This is a genomic window from Nonomuraea polychroma, from assembly GCF_004011505.1.
Lineage (GTDB): Bacteria > Actinomycetota > Actinomycetes > Streptosporangiales > Streptosporangiaceae > Nonomuraea > Nonomuraea polychroma.
This window is the reverse complement of record NZ_SAUN01000001.1, coordinates 10,926,190-10,945,048: the sequence shown is the minus strand read 5'-3', so window position 1 is coordinate 10,945,048 and position 18,859 is coordinate 10,926,190. Positions and strand designations below refer to the sequence as shown.

The following is an 18,859-nucleotide window of genomic DNA, read 5'->3' as shown; positions in this document are numbered from 1 at the left end:
GTGGCATGCCAAATACTCCCGTGCTGTCCCTCTCACGGGTCAGCAAGGCGTTCGGCGCGGTGCGGGCCGTACGCGAGGTCTCTCTAGAACTGCATGCGGGCGAGGTCCATGCCCTCGCCGGCGAGAACGGCGCGGGCAAGTCCACGCTCGTGAAGATCCTCTCGGGCGTGCACCGGCCCGACTCCGGGCAGATCCTGCTGGACGGCGCGCCGGTCGAATTCGGCGGCCCCGCCGACGCCCAGCAGGCCGGGGTCGCGGTGATCTACCAGGAGCCGACCCTGTTCCCCGACCTGTCGGTCACCGAGAACATCTTCATGGGGCGTCAGCCCCGTGGCCGCCTCGGCATCGACCGGCGGACCATGCGCGCGAACGCTGCCGAGTTGTTCACCAGGCTGGGCGTGCAACTCGACCCCGACCAGCCGGCCCGCGGGCTGTCGATCGCCGACCAGCAGCTCGTGGAGATCGCCAAGGCGCTGTCGCGGCAGGCCCGGGTGCTCATCATGGACGAGCCGACCGCCGCGCTGTCCGGCAAGGAGGTCGCCCGGCTGTTCGGCGTGGCCAAGGCGCTGCGCGAGCAGGGGTGCGCGCTGCTGTTCATCTCGCACCGGCTGGAGGAGATGTTCGAGCTGTGCCAGCGGGTCACGACCCTGCGCGACGGCGGCTTCGTCGCCAGTGACCTGATCGCCGACATCACGCCCGACGACCTGGTGCGCCGCATGGTGGGCAGGGAGCTGGACGCCCTGTTCCCCAAGCAGGAGACGAGCGTCGGCGAGGTGGCGCTGAGCGTGCGCAGGCTCACCCGCGAGGGCGTCTTCACCGACGTGTCGTTCGAGGTGCGGCGGGGCGAGATCGTGGCGCTGGCCGGGCTCGTGGGAGCCGGGCGCAGCGAGGTCGCCAGGGCCGTGTTCGGCATCGACCGGTGGGACGCCGGCAGCGTCGAGGTGGACGGCAAGCGGCTGCGGCCGGCCAGCCCCACGGCGGCCATGGCCGCCGGGCTGGCGCTGGTCCCCGAGGACCGCCGCCAGCAGGGGCTGGTCATGGACCTGTCGATCGAACGCAACATCGGCCTGGCCGGGCTGGCCGCCCTCCACCGGGGGCCGCTGATCTCTCGGCTCGCCGAGCGGCAGCGGGCCAAGGACTGGGCGGTGCGCCTGCAACTGAAGTTCGCCCGGCTGACGGACCCGGTGAACGTGCTGTCCGGCGGCAACCAGCAGAAGGTCGTGCTCGCCAAGTGGCTGGCACGCAAGCCGTCGGTGATCATCGTGGACGAGCCCACCCGGGGCATCGACGTGGGCACCAAGGCCGAGGTGCACCGGCTGCTGTCGGAGCTGGCCGGGACCGGGGTGGCGGTGCTGATGATCTCGTCGGAGCTGCCCGAGGTGCTGGGCATGGCGGACCGGGTGCTGGTCATGCATGAAGGACGGCTGGTCGCCGAGATCGACCGCGCGCAGGCCACCGAGGAGAACGTGATGGCCGCTGCGACCGGAAGGAGCGCGGCATGACCACCACTGAAAGGAGGGATGTCGGATGACCGCCACCGCGACCCGCCGCCCCACGCGCAACGGCGGCCGGCGGCTCGTCGACATGGTCGCGCGGGTGCGTGAGCTGGGCATCCTGGCCGCGCTCGCCGCCCTGTTCGGCGTCACGGGGGCGGTGAACCCGAGCTTCCTGACCTACGGCAGCCTGCGTGACATCCTGCTCAATTCCGCCATCGTGGCCATGCTCGCCGTCGGCCAGACACTCGTCGTGATCACCCGGAACGTGGACCTGTCGGTCAGCTCGGTGGTCGGGCTGTCGGCGTTCGGGGGCGCGCTCGTCCTCGCCGACAACCCCGGCGTGCCGATCCCCGTCGTGATCGCCGGGTGCGTGGTGCTCGGCGCGGCATGCGGGGCGATCAACGGGCTGCTCGTCGGGGTGGCCAAGGTGCCCGCCCTGGTGGCCACGCTCGGCACCCTGTACGCCTTCCGCGGCATCGACTACGCCTGGGCGGGCGGCCGGCAGGTGAACGCGGCCGACATGCCCGACGGCTTCCTGTCCCTGGGCTCGAGCTCGGTGCTCGGGATGCCGCTGCTCGCGCTGGTCGCCCTGGCCGTCCTGCTGGTCGTCGGCTGGATGCTGCGCAACCTGCGCGCCGGCCGCGAGCTGTACGCCATCGGCTCCAACCCCGAGGCCGCGGTGCTGGCCGGGATCCAGGTACGGCGCCGGATCATGGCGGCGTTCGTCGCCAACGGGGCGCTGGCGGGACTCGCCGGCGTCATGTGGGCGGCCCGCTTCGGCACCGTCGACGCGACCGTGGCCACCGGCAAGGAACTCGACGTGATCGCCGCCGTCGTGGTGGGCGGCGTGGCGATCTTCGGCGGCAGCGGCACGGTCTACGGGGCCGCCCTGGGGGCGTTGCTGCTGGCGAGCATCACGAGCGCGCTGGCCGTGCTCCGCGTGGACGCGCTCGCCCAGACCGCCATCAACGGCGCCCTGCTGATCGCCGCCATCGTCCTCGACAGGCTGCTCGCCCTGCGGGTGGCCGCCGCACTCCGCCGCCGGAGGTTCCGCGATGACCACTGACCAGCTCCGCCAGTCGCCGACCACGGACCAGCTCCGGCAGTCGGCGACCACTGACCTGCTCCGCCGGTGGGAGACGCTCATCCTCGCGCTGCTCGTCGGCGTCGTCGTCTGGGCGTCGCTGGGCGTGGACGGGTTCGCCAACGGCTCCAACGTCTCGTTCCTGCTGCTCGACACCACCGAGATCGCCCTCATGGCCCTGACCATGACCCTGGTCATCGTGGCCGCAGAGATCGACTTGTCCGTGGCCTCCACGCTCGGCCTGTCCTGCGCCGTGCTGGGCTGGCTGTGGAACGCCGGGCTGCCGATCGAGGCGATCATGCCGATCTGCCTGCTGGTCGGCGCCCTGTGCGGCGCGTTCAACGGCCTGCTGGTCACCCGCCTCGGCCTCCCCTCCCTGGCGGTGACCATCGGGACGTTCGCCCTCTTCCGCGGCCTGGCGTACGTGATGCTGGGCGACCAGGCGGTGGCCGACCTGCCGCCGGCCTACACGAGCCTGGCGACGGCCTCGATCGGCCCGGTGCCGCTGATGACGGTGCTGGTGGCGCTGCTGGCGGCGGTGGCGGCCGTGGTGCTGCACGCGACGGGTCTCGGCCGGTCGATCTTCGCGCTGGGCTCGAACGAGGAGGCGGCGTACTTCTCCGGCGTCCGGGTCAAGCGCATCAAGTTCTGGTTGTTCGTGGCCTCCGGGGTCATGGCCTCGCTCGCCTCGCTGGTCTACACGTTCCGGTACGCCAGCGCCCGCGCCGACAACGGCGTCGGCCTGGAGCTGGCCGTCGTGGCCGCCGTGCTGCTGGGCGGAGTGTCGATCTTCGGCGGCCGCGGCTCACTGCCCGGCGTCCTCATGGCGGTCCTGCTCCTCGGCGTCGTCCGCAACGCCCTGATCCTGGCGGACGTGGCCAACGAGGTGCTCAACTTCGTGACGGGTCTGCTGCTCGTCGCGTCCGTGCTGGCGCCTAACTTGGGGGCGGTCTGGCGACGGCGCACATCACCACAAATGGAAGGGAAGTCCCCATGATGAAAATGGGAATGCGTCATACAGCGCTCCTGGCCGGACTCGTCCTGATGACCGCCGCGTGCGGCGGCACCACCAGGAGCGACGTGCAACAGCAGCAGTCCTCCGCCCCGGCCACCGCTGCGTCGTCGGCCGCGGCCAACCCGAACGCCCCGCTCAAGCAGGGATTGAAGATCGCCTTCCTGCCGAAGCAGGTGAACAACCCGTACTTCACGATCGCCGACAACGGCGGCATCGAGGCCGCCAAGGAGTTCGGCGGCGAGGGCAAGGAGGTCGGCCCGTCCGAGGCCAGCGCCTCCTCGCAGGTGTCCTACATCAACACGCTGATCCAGCAGGAGCAGGACGCCATCGTCATCTCCGCCAACGACCCCAACGCCGTCGTGCCCGCGCTCAAGCAGGCCAGGGCCGCCGGCATCAAGGTCGTCAGCTACGACTCCGACACCGCCCCCGAGGGCCGCGACGTGTTCGTCAACCAGGCCAGCCCCGAGGACCTCGGCCGTACCGAGGTGCAGCTCCTGGCCGAGCAGATCGGGCACAAGGGCAAGATCGCCATCCTGTCCGCCACGCCGAACGCGACCAACCAGAACACCTGGATCGAGTTCATGAAGGACGAGCTCAAGAAGCCCGAGTACAAGGACATGGAGCTGGTCAAGGTCGCCTACGGCAACGACGACGACCAGAAGTCCTTCACCGAGACCCAGGGCCTCCTGCGCTCGTACCCGGACCTGGCGGGCATCATCTCCCCCACGACCGTGGGCATCGCCGCGGCCGCCCGCTACCTGTCGGACTCGCCGTACAAGGGCAAGGTCAAGCTGACCGGGCTCGGCACGCCGAACCAGCTGCGCAAGTTCGTCAAGGACGGCACGATCGACGCCTTCGAGCTGTGGAACCCTGCCGACCTGGGCTACCTGGCCTCGTACGCGGGCGCCGCCCTGGCCTCTGGGCAGATCACCGGCGCCGAGGGCGAGAAGTTCAAGGCGGGCAAGCTGGGCGAGTACACGATCGGGGCCAAGGGTGAGGTGCTGCTCGGCAAGCCGACCGTGTTCAACAAGGACAACATTGACGACTTCGACTTCTAGGTCATGACCGGCTGCGCGGCACGACCAGGCCCGACTCGTACGCGGCGACGACGGCCTGCGTCCTGTCGCGCAGCCCTAGCTTGTTCAGGACCCGGCTGACGTGGGTCTTGACCGTCTCCTCCGTGACCACCAGCCGGGCCGCTATCTCCGGATTGGACAGCCCTTCGGCGACGAGCCGGAGCACCTGCGTCTCGCGCGGCGTCAGCGTCGACAGCGCGGGCGCCTCCGATCTCGGGCCCAGGCGGGCGAACTCACTGATCAGCCGCTTGGTGACCGCCGGGGCCAGCAGCGCCTCGCCGCCGGCGATCACGCGTACCGCGTCGAAGAGCCGTTCGGCGGTGACGTCCTTGAGCAGGAAGCCGCTGGCTCCGGCGCGCAGCGCGTCGTAGACGTACTCGTCCAGGTCGAACGTCGTCAGGATGAGCACCCGCGGCCCCTCAGCACCGGCTCCGGCGAGCTGCCTGGTGGCCTCGATCCCGCCCATACCCGGCATGCGCACGTCCATGAGCACGACGTCGGGGGCCAGCTCCCGGCAGATCCGCACCGCCTCCGCCCCGTCGGCGGCGGTGCCGGCGACCTCGAAGTCCGGCTGGGTGTCGAGCAACTCGGCGAACCCGGTCCGGACGACCAGATGATCGTCGGCGATGACCACACGGATCATGGGGCGCTGGCGTCCTTTCCTCTCGCGGGGGTGTTGCCTGTCATGGACGCGTCGTCGGCGTCCTTTCCAGGCAGTCGCGCCTCGACGAGGAAGCCGCCGCCAGGTGCGGGACCGGTGCGCAGCTCACCGCCCACGGCCGCGGCACGCTCCCGCATGCCCGCCAGCCCGTGTCCGGCCGTCCCCTCGTCGGACGGTCCTGGCCCGTTGTCACGGACCGCCAGCCTCAGAGCGTCGTCAGTGTAGTGCAGCTCCACATCCACGGCGGCCCCTGCCGCGTGCCGCCGCGCGTTGGTGAGCGCCTCCTGGATGATCCGGTACGCCGCCAGCTCCACCCCCGGATCGAGCTCGACCGGCGTGCCGCGGAGTATCAGCCGGGTCACGGCCCCCGACGCCTCGCGTGACTCGTCGAGCAACTCGTTGAGCTCGTGCAGACGCAGGCCTGGCTGCGGCCGCCAGGTCGCTTCCGCCTGCGCGTCCTCGCGCAGCACACCGAGCAGCCGCCGCATCTCGGTCAGCGCCGCCCTGGCGGTGTCACCGATCGCCAGCAACCGCTCCGCTCCGGCGGCGGGCATCCCCGGAACCGCCAGCCGGGCGGTCTCCGCCTGCACGGCCACCATGGAGATGTGGTGCGCGACGACATCGTGCAGCTCACGGGCAATCCGCGCGCGCTCGCCACGGGCGGTGTGCTCCAGCAGGCTGTCCGCGACAACCTGCCTCACGACGGTGTCGGCCATGGCCTTGCGACGAGCCCGCCGCGCGATCCCGCCCAGCGCCGCGGCGGGGGCCAGACAGGCCACCACCAGCGTGAGGACCCGTACCTGGCCGCCGCCCGTCGCGCCGGTCGCCTCCAGCGCCACAGCCAGCATCGGGAACGGCACGGTGACCAGCACGGCCGGGGCCGGCGACGCGTGACGGCCGCACCGGTAGGCGGCGACCAGCAGCGCGATCACACCGGCCACGGTCAGCGTGTGGAACCCTGCGATCGACAACACACTCGCCGCACAGATCAGGACGGCGGCCAGGAGCGGCTGTCCCCAGAGCAGGAGCAGCGGAAGCGTCGTGGCCAGGGCGAGCAACGGGAACACCAGGATGGTGAGCGGCGCACCCTGCGGCAACCCGTCCCGGGTGCCCTCAGACGGCGGGAAAGCGCCGTTCGCCGGCGCGTCCACGGCCCCCGCGTCGGTGGCGCCGGTAGGGGGCGGGCCACCGGTGCGGGCCGCCGGATCGCCGGCCGGCGCGCTCACCGTGTGCCCGATGACCGGCTGCGTCTCGCTGCCCCCTGTGATCGACTCGGCCAGCCCGAGCAGCACGAGCAGTGCAAGCAGCACTCCGACGGCCAGGCGCGGGACCACCGTGGGGCCGCCCGAGAACGCACCCGCGATCCGGCGCCCCAGCCCAGACCGACCCTCATCCCGGCACCCCGGCCCAGACCTGTCCTGGTCCCGGCGCCCCAGCCCAGACCGACCCTCATCCCGGCGCCCCGGCCCAGGCCGGTCCTGGTCCCGGTGTCCTCGCCAGGTCCAGCCCCGGTCTCGCGCGCGCTCCACGGAAGCCATTGTCACGGCCCCCGCCGCATCCTGACATCCCTCACACGAGGGACCCCCCGTAGCTGCCGCCAGTGACAACCCGGATCGCTCCGCCGCGTGACGACCGCGGCCACGCCGGATGCCTAGTCTGCCTGGCGTGGAAGCAACCATCGAAGTCAGCGGGCTGCGCAAGCGGTTCGGCCGGACCCTGGCGCTGGACGGGATGACCTTCACCGTCCAGCCCGGCCAGGTCACCGGTTTCGTCGGGCCGAACGGCGCCGGCAAATCCACCACGATGCGGACGATCCTCGGCCTGGACGCGCCCGACGAGGGCCGCGCCCTGATCGGCGGCCGGCCGTACACGAGCCTGCGCACCCCCCTGCGCCACGTCGGCGCGTTGCTGGACGCCGGCGCGCTGCAGCCGAGCCGCACCGCGCGCAACCACCTGCTCTGGCTGGCCCACTCCCAAGGGCTGGGCGCCGGGCGGGTGAACGAGGTGGTGGCGCAGGTCGGGCTGGAGTCTGCGGCCAAGCGCAAGGCAGGCGGGTTCTCGCTCGGCATGCGCCAGCGGCTCGGCATCGCCGCGGCGCTGCTCGGCGACCCATCGGTGCTCATGCTCGACGAACCGTTCAACGGCCTCGACCCCGAGGGCATCGTGTGGATGCGCGGCTTCCTGCGCGCGCTGGCCGCCGAGGGACGTGCCGTGCTGGTGTCCAGCCACCTGATGAGCGAGCTCCAGGACACTGCCGGCCATCTCGTGGTGGTGGGCCGGGGCCGGGTGGTGGCGGACACCAGCGTGGCCGACCTGATCGCGGCCGCGTCCGACGGCCGCGTGACGCTCCGTACGCCGGAACGGCCCGCGGCGATGCAGGCACTGGCTCAGGCCGGCGGCACGGTCACCGTCACCGACCGCGACACGATCACCGTGTCCGGGCTGGCGGCCGAGCACATCGTGCGCCTGCTGGGCGCCCAGTCGATTCCGTTCTCCGAGGTGAGCGCGCACCGCGCGACGCTGGAGGAGGCGTACCTGGACCTGACCAGGGACGCCGTCGAATTCCGTGGAGCGGCCCGATGAGCAGCGCGGTCACCCCCTACCGCTCGGGCCTGCGAGCCGGACGCGACGGCTTCGCGCAGCTGCTGCGCGCGGAGTGGACCAAGTTCCGTACCGTCCGCGGCTGGGTGGCCGGCATGGCGGTCGCGGCGCTGCTCATCGTGGGGCTCGGGCTGCTGTCCGCCACGGGCAGCCACTCCTCGTGCATGAAGGGGCCGGTCGAGGAGCCGTGTCCCGCTCCCATCCTCGGGCCCGGCGGCGAGGCCGTGGAGGACAGGTTCTACTTCGTGCACCAGCCGCTGGACGGGGACGGCACCATCACCGTACGCGTGAACTCCATGACCGGCGAGATCCGCAAGCCCGACGTCACCCCCGGAGTCAGGAACACCGTCACCGGCGTTGTGCCCTGGGCGAAAGCCGGCGTCATGATCAAGGAGAGCACCAAGCAGGGCGCTCCCTACGCGGCCATGATGGTGACGGGCAGCCACGGTGTGCGGATGCAGCACAACTTCACCGAGGATGTGGCGGGGCGCCCTGGCGGCGTATCGGCGGAGTCCCCGCGCTGGCTGCGGCTGACCCGCACGGGCGACACGATCACCGGCGAGGAGTCGCCCGACGGCAGACAGTGGACCCGGGTCGGCACTGCCCGCCTGGCCGGGCTGCCCACTCAGGTCCGCATCGGGCTGTTCGCCGCCTCTCCCGGCGACCTGACAGTTACCCCGAACACCATCGGCGGGTCCATCGCCGCGTCCCGGTTCGCGGAAGCCACCGCCGTCATGGACCAGGTCAGCATGCGAGGGAAGGGAACCGGCGCCACCTGGAAGATCGACGACATCGGAGTCACGACGGGGCTCGACGGTGTGACGCCCCATCACCCGGGCAGGCTGGAGCGCTCCGGCGGCACGTTCACCATCACCGGGGTCGGGGACATCGCGCCGCTCACGGTCGACGCCACCATCGAACGCACGCTGACCGGCGCCATGGCCGGACTGATCGCGGTGATCGTGGTGGCGGTGCTGTTCGTGACCGGCGAATACCGGCGGCAGCTGATCCGCACGACACTGCTCGCCAGCCCGCGGCGCGGCCGGGTGCTGGTCGCCAAGGCCGTCGTGATCGGCGCGGTGACCTTCGTCGCAGGGCTGGCGGCCGCCGCCCTCGTTCTCCCGCTCGGCCGGCGGATCCTGCGAAGCAACAACATCTTCACGCTGCCGGTGTCCACGCTCACCGAACTGCGTGTGGTCGCCGGCGTCGCGGCACTGCTCGCCGTGATCGCCGTGTTCTCCCTCGCCCTGGGTGCGTTGTTCCGGCGCAGCGCCATGGCGGTCATCGTGGCCATCGCGGCGATCCTGGTCCCGTACGTTCTGGCGACCGCATCGATCCTGCCCGAGAACGTGTCGGACTGGCTGCTGCGGATCACGCCTGCCGCCGGATTCGCGATCCAGCAGAGTGTCCCCGAGTACCCGCAGGTGATCTCCCACTACGCGCCGGGGGCCGGCTACTACCCGCTGGCGCCGTGGGCCGGTTTCGCGGTGACGTGCGGGTACGCGGCGCTGGCCCTCGTCCTGGCAGTGCGCCGGCTGCGCCGGAGCGACGTATGAGGCGGGAGATCCACGCCGAGTGGACGAAGCTGCGTACCATGCCGGGGCCCGGCTGGCTGCTGGCCGGGATGGTCGTGCTGACCGTGTCGATGAGCGCCGTGGCGGCCGGCGCCGTGACCTGCGGGTCGGCCGGCTGCGGCCACGACGCCACCCGGCTCGGCCTCATGGGCGTGCAACTGGGCCAGGCCATGGTCGCCCTGCTGGCCGTTCTCGCGGTCTGCGGCGAATACAGCACCGGCCTGATCGGCACCAGCCTCACCGCGATGCCGCGCAGGGCCACCATGCTGGCCGCCAAGGCGAGCGTGCTCACCGGCCTGACGCTGGTCGCCGGGACGGTCGCGGTGCTCGGCTGCGTGCTGGCCGGGCGGCTGCTCCTGCCGGGGAGCGGCTTCACCGCCGCTCACGGCTACGCGCCGCTGTCCCTGGCCGACGGGCCGACGCTGCGCGCCGCCGCCGGCTCGGTGCTCTATCTCGGGCTGATCGCGCTGCTCAGCGTGGGCGTCGCCATCGCCGTACGCGACTCCGCGACGGCCACCGGCGTCGTGCTCAGCCTGCTCTACCTGTTCCCGCTGGCCATCCACATGGTCGGCGACGAGGAGGCGCAGCGTTTCCTCTGGAGCATCTCGCCGACGAACGCCGGGCTGGCCATCCAGGCCACCACTGACGCCACCCTCCTGCCCCTTGGTCCCTGGGCGGGACTGGGAGTGCTCACCGTATGGGCGTTCGCGGCGTTGCTGACCGGCTGGGTGCTGCTCCGGCGGCGTGACGCCTGACCGAAAACCGCCCATAAGGACCGGACAATTCGGACGCTAAGGTGGGGCTCCAACAACTCCAGAAGGGACCGCCGTGCGGACGACGATCCTGATCACCTCCCCCTCCCCCGGCCAGTGGCAAGCCCCGGGCCTCGAACTCTTCGAGTTCTCCCCGATCATCCCCGGCGGGCCTGAATGGTTCACCAAGCCGGTGCTGATCGCCCTGCTCAGCGCCATCGTCGTCATGGCGCTGTGCTGGGCCGCGTTCGCCAAGCCGAAGCTCGTGCCACGGGGCTGGCAGAGCCTCGGCGAGTACGCGTACGTCTTCGTACGCGAGCAGATCGCCAAGCCCAACCTCGGCCAGGACTCCGACCGCTGGATGGGCTTCCTCCTCACCGTTTTCCTGACCGTGCTCGTCTGGAACCTGATGGGCGTCATCCCGCTCATCCAGTTCCCCCTCGCCGCGCACATCGCCTTCCCCCTGGTGCTGGCGCTCACCGTGTACGGAATCAAGATCTACCTCGGCGTCCGGCACCACGGCGTACGCGGCTATCTGAGAGGCATCGTGCACCTGGAGGGCCTGCCCGGCTGGGCATACGGGCTCTACGCGCCGATGATCCTGGCCGAGGTGTTCATCACCTCACTGTTCACGCACTTCGTCCGGCTGTTCGCGAACATGTTCGCCGGCCACATCATCCTGGCCTTCTTCAGCTCGGTGGGTTTCTGGTTCCTGTTCGAGCGGCTCACCCCGCTGGGCGCGGGGCTCGGGGTGCTCGGGGTGCTGATGACGGTGCTGATGACCGCGTTCGAGCTGCTGATCCAGTTTCTGCAGGCGTTCCTGTTCGCCCTGCTCGCAGGCATGTTCGTGGCCAGCGGCCTACGCGGCGGCCACTAGCCCCGGCAACCCGGCCAACGGGCGCAGGCCCGTCGCGGTGACGTGCGGAAAGCGGGTCTACTAGTCGCCGGCCCGGGCGGCCAGCTTGCGGTGCTCGGCGGAGCGCAGCACGCGGGCCGCCTCCTCGGCCGATGCCGTGGGCGCCCCGGTCAGCAATCCCCTGGCCTGCTTGAGCGTGAGCAACCGGGTCACGGACTGGTCGAGGCGCTCCTTGCTGATCCGCCCTGACTTCACCGCCGCCAGCACCGCCTGGTAGGCCTTGGGCAGATCGTTCGGCATGAGCAGCAGGTCCGCGCCGGCCAGCACGGCGCGGACCGCGATCTCGCCGTCGTTGTACTTCTGCCGCACGCCGGCCATGTTGAGCGCGTCGGTGGAGATCACGCCCTTGAAGCCGAGTTTCTCCCGGAGCAGGCCGGTCAGGATGGGCTTGGACAACGTGGCCGGGTCGCCCGACGGATCGAGCTTCGGAAAGACGATGTGGGCGCTCATCACCGCGTCCACCCCGGCATCGATCGCGGCCTTGAACGGCGGCGCGTCGATGCGCTCCCACTCGGCCTTCGAATGCTTGATCACCGGCAGGCCGGTGTGGCTGTCCACCGTGGTGTCGCCGTGGCCGGGGAAATGTTTGGCGGTCGCGGCCACCTTCGCCTCGGCGAACCCCTTGACCGCTGCCGCGACCATCTTGGCCACCAGCTTCGGGTCCTTGCCGAACGCCCGCGGGCCGATGACGGGATTCCTCGGATTGACGTTGACGTCGGCGACCGGAGCGAAGTCCAGGTTGACGCCGAGCACGCGCAACTCCTCGCCGGTGGCCTCGGCCACGGCACGCGACAGGTCCGCGTCCTTGGTGGCGCCGATCCGGGACGCGCCGGGGAAGTCGGTCATGAGAGCGGACATCCGCGACACCAGGCCGTTTTCCTGGTCGGTGCCGATCAGCAGCGGGACCTGCTTCGACGCCCGCTGCAGGCCGTTGGTGAGGCCGACGACCTGGCCGACGCTCTTGACGTTGTGCGGGAAGAGGATCACGCCGCCCAGGTGGTATTTGGCGATCACCTTGGCCGGGGTCTGGGCGGCGTATCTCGCCCGGTTCTCGCCCGAGGCCGCGTCGGCTGTCGTGCCGTAGAGGACGGGCATGAACAGCTGGCCGACCTTCTCCTCGACGCTCATCTTCGACAGCACGCGCTGGACCGGGTCCGGCTGGGCCTGCGTCTGGGGCGGGCTCTGCGGCGGTGCCGTGGTGGGCGCGGGCGGCGCGGCCTTGCCCCCGATCGGGGTCGCGCCGGCGGCGCCGCCGCCGCTGCCGCACGCCGCCAGAGCGATCACCAGGATGCTTGCCGTACCGATCCGTCGAAGCATGCCTCCCAAGGTATCCATCCGACGACCCAGCCGGGGCCGCGCCTCGGACGAGTCCGCGCTCCGGGTCGGTCCAGCACCGATCGGCGGGTGCCGGCAAGCCGATGCCGGTGGGGCAGGGCCGGCCGGGAAGACGTACAGGCAGGCCGGTCGCTACAGGCCGAGGTGGTCGAGGCCGGGGAGGTGGGCGCGGGCCGCGGCGCGGGCCTCGGCCGCCGTCGTACGTGCCCGCGCCGCATCGGCCGCCAGCCGGCACTGGGCGAGCGTGTGGGCGGCCAGCGCGGCACGTACGGCGGCCAGCGCCCCGGCCCCCATCGACAACGTCGAGGCGCCGAGACCGACCAGCACGCAGGCCATGGCCGGGTCGGCCGCCGACTCCCCGCAAATCCCGCACGGCTTGCCCGCCTCGGACGCGGCGCTCAGGGTCATGGCGACCAGGTCGAGCAGCGCGGGCTGCCACGGATCCTGCAGCGTGCTGACGGCGCCGAGCCGGCGGTCGGCGGCGAAGGCGTACTGGGCGAGGTCGTTGGTGCCGATCGAGACGAAGTCCACGGACGCCAGCAGATCCCTGGCCCGCAGCGCGGCCGACGGGATCTCGATCATCACGCCGACGCCCGTGAGCCCTCTGGCCCGGCACGCCCGCGCGAACCACCCCGCTTCCTCTCCGGTGGCCACCATCGGCGCCATCACCATGAGGTCCTCGGACGCCACGGCCGCGAGCGCGGACAGTTGCGCGTCCATCACCTCGGGAAATCTCCTGAGCCTGCGCAGCCCGCGCTCCCCGAGCTCCGGATTGGGCTCGGCCGAGGCCGCGGCGGAGGAAGGCAGGAACGCCAGAGGCTTGTCCGCACCCCCGTCGAGCGTCCGCACGATCACCTTTCCGCCGGGGAACGCCTCCACCGCCGCCCGGTAGGCCCTCACCTGCTCCTCCAGAGAAGGCGGCTCGGCCCGGTCGAGGAAGAGGAACTCGGTCCGGTAGAGTCCGATCCCCTCGGCGCCCGCGGCCACGGCCGCCTCCAGTTCGGAAGGGCCGCCGACGTTCGCGAGCAGCGGGACCCGGTGCCCGTCGACGGTCCTGCCGGGGCCTGTCGCCGACGACAGCGCCGCCTGCCTGGCCCTGGCCGCGCTCACCGCGTCGGCGACGGCGGACTCGTCCGGCTCCACGCGTACGCCGCCGGAGGTGCCGTCGGCCATCACCCGGACCCCGTTGGGGATGCCGGTCGCGCCCCGGCAGGCCACGACGGCAGGCACACCCATGGCCCTGGCCAGGATCGCGGTGTGGCTGGTGGGACCGCCCTCCTCCGTCACGAACGCCGCGATCTGCCCCTTGGCGAGCAACGCGGTGTCGGCAGGCGCGAGATCCCTGGCGACCAGCACGTACGGCTCCGCGGGCGCACCCCGCAACCCCGGCATCGCCTGCCCGTACAGCACCGCGATCACGCGGTCCCTGATGTCGTTCAGATCGGCGGCCCGCTCGCCCAGGTAGCCCCCGGACCCGGCCAACACGTCGCGATATTTCGTGAATGCCTCAAAAACCGCCCTAGGAGCGGCCAGGCCCCGGTCGATGAGGGTACGCATCTTGACGACCAGACCGGGGTCCTCGGCCATCAGCGCCTGAGCTTTGAGTATCTCCGCGGCCTCGCCGCCCGCCTGGTTGCCGCGGGACTCCAGCTCGCCCGCGACCTGCCGGAGCGCGGCCATCGCGCGCTCCTTCTCCTGATCCGCCTCACCGGTGTACGTGGCGCCCTCGGGGGGTTCGGGCACAGAGACGGTCATCACGTACGCGGGGCCGTGCCCGATGCCCGGGCTGACCCCCACCCCCCGCAGGTTCACGGCGTACCGGCGATCTCGGCCAGCTCGTCGAGGAGCTCTTCCGAGCCCTCGCCCTCCGCGCTGATCACCACGGTCTCGCCCTGCCTGACGTCCAGCGCCATGATCGCGAGAATGCTCTTTCCGCTGACCGGGGCCTTCGCGCTGTTCATCTTCGCCACCGTGATGTCCATCGGGGCCTTCATCGCCCGCTGCACGAACGTCGCCGCGGGGCGGGCATGCAGCCCCACCTCCGCCGCCACGGTGACCTTGCGCTCACCCATCGACTCCTCCTTCTGTGCCGGTCCAGACCAGCTGGACGCGCGTGGTTGCGCTGCCATGCATATTGTGTCGAAAAACCCGGGGTTCATTCCCATTGGAAGAGCTCGTCCCCGACGTGCACGGCGCCTTCAACCATCCCGGTCACGGCTTCGGACAGGGCGTCGAGCGCGACCACCGGGCAGACCGGCGAGCGGCCGCCCGCCTCGATCGCCGCCGGGTCCCACGCCACGACCGGCTGGCCCGCGCTCACTCTGTCGCCCTCCGCCGCCAACAGCTTGAACCCCTTCCCTTTGAGCTGGACCGTGTCGATGCCCAGGTGCACGAGCACGCCTTTGCCGTCGTCCCCCACGATGACGTACGCATGCGGATGCAATTTCATGATTTTTCCCGCTATGGGGGCCACGGCCTTGCCCGGCCCCCGCAGCGGATCGATCGCCGTTCCCGGCCCCACCATGCCTGCGGAGAACACCGGGTCGGGCACGGCGGCCAACCCCACAGCTGCCCCCTCAACCGGGGCGAGAACAGTCGTCATGGTCTCGCCTCAGCCGATGATGTCCTCGATGTCGCTGGCGATCGTGTCCGCCTCCGGCCCGACGACGACCTGGACCACATTCCCCGCGGCCATCACGCCATGCGCGCCCGCCGCCCTGAGCGCGGCCTGGTCCACCTTGGACGCGTCGTGCACCTCCGTACGCAAGCGGGTGATGCAGGGCTCAATGTCGATGATGTTGTCGACGCCGCCGAGCCCGGCGATGATCGCGTTCACATCCGCCGCCATCCGGCCTCCCTAGCTCTCCCCAACCCAGGCTACAGGCGGCCTGGGTAATCGAATGGTTGCGCCTCGTAACAGCCCCGTGCCCACCCGCCGGACCCTGGGGCCGGCGGGTCAGCGTCCGGACGGGGACGCGCCAACGGACCGGCGCCGGGTGCAGCCCGTCGGTACGGTTGGCACCCATAGCCAGTCAGAGACGCTCATTCAGTCGGTCTGGGTGACCTTGTTCAAGCCGCGCGGCGCGTCGGGGTCGATGCCGAGCCGGCGGGCCAGAGCCTCGGTGAGCAACTGCCCCGGGATGATCAGACCCATCGGCGCCACCCATTCGGGCAGGTCGGGGCCGTTGAGCGCGGCCGTGCCGGCCCGGGCGAGCGCTTCCCCGCCACCGATCGTGTACGCCGCCGCCCCCGCGGCCACCACCCGCTCGGCCAGCGCGACCGTACCGGACAGCGTCGGGCTGTTCTCGGCGGCGACCAGCAGCGCCGGGGTGTCGGCGTCGACCACGGCGATGGGGCCGTGCAGCAGGTCGGCGTACGACAGGCCCATGGCGTGCAGGTAGCAGGCCTCCTTGAGCTTGAGCGCCGTCTCCAGCGCCGTCGAGAACGCCAGCCCGCGCCCGGAGACCACCACGCCCGGCTTGTCCAGCAGCCCCTCGACCACCGCCTCCACGTCACCCGGCTCGGCGATCAGCTTCTCCACCGCCTCGGGCACCCGCAGCAGCTCGGCCACGTCCACGTCGGCGCCCAGCCCGAGCGCGAGCACTGCCAGCGCGGCCAACTGCGTCGTGTACGTCTTGGTCGCGGGAACCGCCTTCTCCTCCCCCGCCTCGGTGCACAGAGCCACGTCGGCGACCTGCGCGAGCGGGCTGTCCGGCCCCCCGTTGGTGATGCCGACCGTCGCCGCGCCGCAGTCCTTGGCCCAGGCCAGCGTCTCGACGATCTCCTCGGTCCGCCCCGACTGCGAGATCGCCACGGCCAGCACGCCGTCCAGGTCCAGCTTGCGCTTGTACGTGGTCGCGATCGACGGAGCGGCCAGAGCGGCCAGCCGTCCCGTGTGCGCTTCGACCAGATAGCGGCCGTAAACTGCTGCGTTGTCGGAGGTGCCGCGCGCGATGAACAGCAGCTGGCGAGTGCGCTCGCCCACCGCTCTCACCTCGTCGGTCCTGGGAAGCAGGGAGTCCAGCGTGGCCCGCAGCGCGGCCGGCTGCTCGGCGATCTCGCTGCGCATCTTCGTGGTCATCGTGGGCTCGTTCCCCTTCGGACTTGACCGTCTTTCGCATGATGTGGTCTAGTCCGGACTAGACCAGTACGAACCATAACCTATGACCCAGGTATGCACGAGGGGAGGATGCGTGGCACACATCGATCCGGACAGTCCGGTGCCGAAATATTTCCAGCTTCGCGAGATCCTGCTGGACCTCATCGACAGCGACGAGCTCAGCATCGGCGCCGCCATCCCGTCCGAGCGCGAGTTGTGCCAGCGCTTCGGCCTCTCCCGCATGACCGTGCGGCAGGCCGTCGACCACCTCGTGTCCGAGGGCCGCCTGCACCGGGTGCCGGGCAAGGGCACGTTCGTGGCGCGGCCGAAGATCGAGCTGGCACTGCAGCTGACGTCGTTCACCGACGACATGAGGGCCCGGGGCATGGTTCCCGGCTCACGCGACCTCGACAGGAGGGTCGTGCGCGCCAGCGCCCACCTCGCCAAGGAGCTGGGGATCCAGCCCGGCGAGGAGGTGCACTTCATCGAGCGGCTGCGTACGGCCGACGGGGAGCCGCTGTCCATCGAGCGGGCCCACATCCCGGTCAAGCTCGCCCCGGACCTGGCCGAGCACAACCTGTCCGACAAGTCGCTGTACGAGCTGCTGGAGAGCCACTACGGCCTCGTCATGGACGCCGGCGAGCTCACCATCGACGGCGGCATCGCCGACCCGAGCGACGCCGACCTGCTGAAGTTGCCGCGGGGCGGCGCCGTGCTGCTGCTGCAGCGCAGGTCGTTCTCCGGCGGCGTCTGCGCGGAGCTGGGCGTGTCCACCTATCGCGCCGACCGCTACCAGCTGCGCACCATTCTGGAAATGCCGGTAAGACGGGGCTGAGGGCCCCTCGCCGAGTTCCCACCCCCGGAGGAACGCCCGGTGAACGAGACCGCCGCCGCCCGGCCCTCGCCGTTCGCGCGCATCATGACCGTGCTCCAGCGGCTGGGCCGCTCCCTGATGCTGCCCATCGCCGCCCTGCCCGCGGCCGCTCTGCTGCTGCGCTTCGGGCAACCCGACATGCTCGGCTCCAACGGCGGCGAGCCGGGCGGGCTGGCCGACGTGGCGGGCTTCGCCTGGATGAACCAGGTCGCCGAAGTGCTGGCCGCGGCCGGCGCGGCATTGTTCGAGAACCTGCCGTTGTTGTTCGCGGTGGGCGTCGCGATCGGCTTCGCCCGCAAGGCCGACGGCAGCACCGCCCTCGCCGCCGTGGTCGGCTATCTGGTCTTCGACCGCGTCACCAAGGTCATGTTCTTCGGCTCCCGCATCAGGGACACCGTCTCCATCAAGGAGGTCCAGGACCAGGGCGTCGTAGAGATCATCAATTACGGCATGCAGAACCCCACCAAGGTGCTCGGCGGCATCGTGATGGGCCTGGTCGCCGCGCTCCTCTGGCAACGCTTCCACCGGATCAAGCTCCCGTCCTGGCTGGCGTTCTTCGGCGGGCGCAGGTTCGTGCCGATCATCACCTCCATCGTGGCGCTGGTCATCGGCGTGCTCTTCGGCTGGCTCTGGCCGGTGATCGGCGAATGGATCCGGCACGGCGGCGAGGCCCTGACCGCGATCGGCCCCATCGGGACCGGCATCTACGGTCTGATCAACCGCCTGCTCATCCCGCTCGGCCTGCACCACTTCGTCAACTCCGTCGTCTGGTACGTCGTCCCGCAGTGCGACGTGGGCGGCCGCGTGCTCGGCGGCGACTGGAACTGCTACTTCGGCGGCGCGCCCCATTCCGGCCAGTTCATGGCCGGCTTCTTCCCGATCATGATGTTCGCCCTGCCGGCCGCCGCCCTGGCCATGTGGCGGGCTGCCCCCAAACACCGGCGCGCCACCGTGGGCGGCATCATGTTGTCGGCGGCGCTGGCGTCGTTCGTGACGGGCATCACCGAGCCGATCGAGTTCGCCTTCATCTTCGTGGCGCCGCTGCTGTTCGCCGTGCATGCCGTGCTGACCGGCCTCGCCATGGCGCTGACCACGCTGATCGGCGGGCAACTGGGCTTCGGGTTCTCGGCCGGGCTGCTCGACATGTTGCTGAACGCCAGCAAGTCCAACACCGAGAACCTGCCGGGCATCCTGCTGCTCGGCGTGATCTACGGCGCGGTCTACTACGTGGTGTTCACCTTCCTGATCCGCCGGCTCGACATCATGACCCCGGGCCGGGAGCCGGAGCCCGACGTCGACTCCGGCGAGACCAGCCGGGGCTCCCCCTAGAGCCCGGTTTTCCCGTCGGACCCTGGTGGTAGGAACCCACCAGTCCC

18 protein-coding genes are annotated in these 18,859 nt (G+C 71.0%); 10 read left to right on the top strand and 8 right to left on the bottom strand.

Going from position 1 to position 18,859, the window contains the following annotated elements:
* Positions 1-5: 5 nt before the first annotated feature.
* Genes EDD27_RS51130 through rhaS form a run of 4 tightly spaced genes read left to right on the top strand, consistent with a single transcriptional unit; the run spans position 6 to position 4,653 of the window.
* Complete coding sequence (locus tag EDD27_RS51130) at positions 6-1,502, top strand: sugar ABC transporter ATP-binding protein (protein WP_127939923.1); 1,497 nt, start codon at positions 6-8, stop codon at positions 1,500-1,502.
* Positions 1,503-1,527: 25 nt separating this feature from the next.
* Positions 1,528-2,562, top strand: a complete 1,035-nt coding sequence (locus EDD27_RS51125; RefSeq protein ID WP_127939922.1) for an ABC transporter permease — start codon at positions 1,528-1,530, stop codon at positions 2,560-2,562.
* A complete protein-coding gene (locus tag EDD27_RS51120) occupies positions 2,552-3,577 on the top strand; it encodes an ABC transporter permease (protein ID WP_127939921.1) in 1,026 nt (341 codons plus the stop codon). The genes EDD27_RS51125 and EDD27_RS51120 overlap by 11 nt, the downstream gene beginning before the upstream one ends.
* 11 nt (positions 3,578-3,588) lie before the next feature.
* Entirely contained in the window at positions 3,589-4,653 is a 1,065-nt protein-coding gene (gene rhaS, locus EDD27_RS51115) for a rhamnose ABC transporter substrate-binding protein (protein WP_241564699.1), read from the top strand.
* A 1-nt stretch (position 4,654) separates the two neighbouring features.
* Here rhaS and EDD27_RS51110 read toward each other — a convergent pair whose 3' ends face one another.
* Together EDD27_RS51110 and EDD27_RS56150 are read right to left on the bottom strand one after the other, a co-directional pair.
* Positions 4,655-5,314, bottom strand: a complete 660-nt coding sequence (locus EDD27_RS51110) for a response regulator (RefSeq protein ID WP_127939920.1) — start codon at positions 5,312-5,314, stop codon at positions 4,655-4,657.
* The gene (locus EDD27_RS56150) at positions 5,311-6,666 is read right to left on the bottom strand and encodes a sensor histidine kinase (RefSeq protein WP_206642025.1); all 1,356 of its coding nucleotides are present in this window, start codon (positions 6,664-6,666) and stop codon (positions 5,311-5,313) included. Before EDD27_RS56150 ends, EDD27_RS51110 begins: the two co-directional genes overlap by 4 nt.
* A 331-nt stretch (positions 6,667-6,997) precedes the next feature.
* On the opposite strand from EDD27_RS56150, the gene EDD27_RS51100 reads away from it, so the two are divergent.
* From EDD27_RS51100 to EDD27_RS51085, 4 genes are all read left to right on the top strand, one after another.
* Positions 6,998-7,915, top strand: a complete 918-nt coding sequence (locus EDD27_RS51100) for an ATP-binding cassette domain-containing protein (protein WP_206642024.1) — start codon at positions 6,998-7,000, stop codon at positions 7,913-7,915.
* A complete protein-coding gene (locus EDD27_RS51095) occupies positions 7,912-9,489 on the top strand; it encodes an ABC transporter permease subunit (protein ID WP_127939918.1) in 1,578 nt (525 codons plus the stop codon). Before EDD27_RS51100 ends, EDD27_RS51095 begins: the two co-directional genes overlap by 4 nt.
* A complete protein-coding gene (locus EDD27_RS51090) occupies positions 9,486-10,262 on the top strand; it encodes an ABC transporter permease subunit (protein ID WP_127939917.1) in 777 nt (258 codons plus the stop codon). The genes EDD27_RS51095 and EDD27_RS51090 overlap by 4 nt, the downstream gene beginning before the upstream one ends.
* A gap of 73 nt (positions 10,263-10,335) precedes the next feature.
* Positions 10,336-11,136 carry a F0F1 ATP synthase subunit A gene (locus tag EDD27_RS51085; protein WP_241564698.1) on the top strand — a complete coding sequence of 267 codons (801 nt, stop codon included), beginning with the start codon at positions 10,336-10,338 and terminating at the stop codon, positions 11,134-11,136.
* 60 nt (positions 11,137-11,196) lie between these two features.
* On the opposite strand, the gene nagZ is transcribed toward EDD27_RS51085, so the two are convergent.
* The 6 genes from nagZ to EDD27_RS51055 all read right to left on the bottom strand — a co-directional run bounded on the left by nagZ (position 11,197) and on the right by EDD27_RS51055 (position 16,591).
* Positions 11,197-12,492, bottom strand: a complete 1,296-nt coding sequence (gene nagZ, locus EDD27_RS51080; protein ID WP_127939916.1) for a beta-N-acetylhexosaminidase — start codon at positions 12,490-12,492, stop codon at positions 11,197-11,199.
* Positions 12,493-12,642: 150 nt separating this feature from the next.
* Positions 12,643-14,307, bottom strand: coding sequence for a phosphoenolpyruvate--protein phosphotransferase (gene ptsP, locus EDD27_RS51075; RefSeq protein ID WP_127939915.1), 1,665 nt, complete (start codon positions 14,305-14,307; stop codon positions 12,643-12,645).
* A gap of 11 nt (positions 14,308-14,318) precedes the next feature.
* The gene (locus tag EDD27_RS51070; protein WP_127939914.1) at positions 14,319-14,582 is read right to left on the bottom strand and encodes an HPr family phosphocarrier protein; all 264 of its coding nucleotides are present in this window, start codon (positions 14,580-14,582) and stop codon (positions 14,319-14,321) included.
* A gap of 83 nt (positions 14,583-14,665) precedes the next feature.
* Positions 14,666-15,112: a PTS sugar transporter subunit IIA gene (locus EDD27_RS51065; protein WP_127939913.1), complete on the bottom strand. Its 447-nt coding sequence runs from the start codon at positions 15,110-15,112 to the stop codon at positions 14,666-14,668.
* A gap of 9 nt (positions 15,113-15,121) precedes the next feature.
* Positions 15,122-15,358: a PTS sugar transporter subunit IIB gene (locus EDD27_RS51060; RefSeq protein ID WP_127939912.1), complete on the bottom strand. Its 237-nt coding sequence runs from the start codon at positions 15,356-15,358 to the stop codon at positions 15,122-15,124.
* Between the two features lie 198 nt (positions 15,359-15,556).
* Positions 15,557-16,591: an SIS domain-containing protein gene (locus tag EDD27_RS51055; protein ID WP_127939911.1), complete on the bottom strand. Its 1,035-nt coding sequence runs from the start codon at positions 16,589-16,591 to the stop codon at positions 15,557-15,559.
* A 112-nt stretch (positions 16,592-16,703) separates the two neighbouring features.
* Between EDD27_RS51055 and EDD27_RS51050 the strand changes: the two genes are divergently transcribed.
* A complete protein-coding gene (locus tag EDD27_RS51050; RefSeq protein WP_241564697.1) occupies positions 16,704-17,444 on the top strand; it encodes a GntR family transcriptional regulator in 741 nt (246 codons plus the stop codon).
* Positions 17,445-17,483: 39 nt separating this feature from the next.
* Positions 17,484-18,812, top strand: a complete 1,329-nt coding sequence (locus EDD27_RS51045) for a PTS transporter subunit EIIC (RefSeq protein WP_127939909.1) — start codon at positions 17,484-17,486, stop codon at positions 18,810-18,812.
* Positions 18,813-18,859 lie beyond the last annotated feature (47 nt).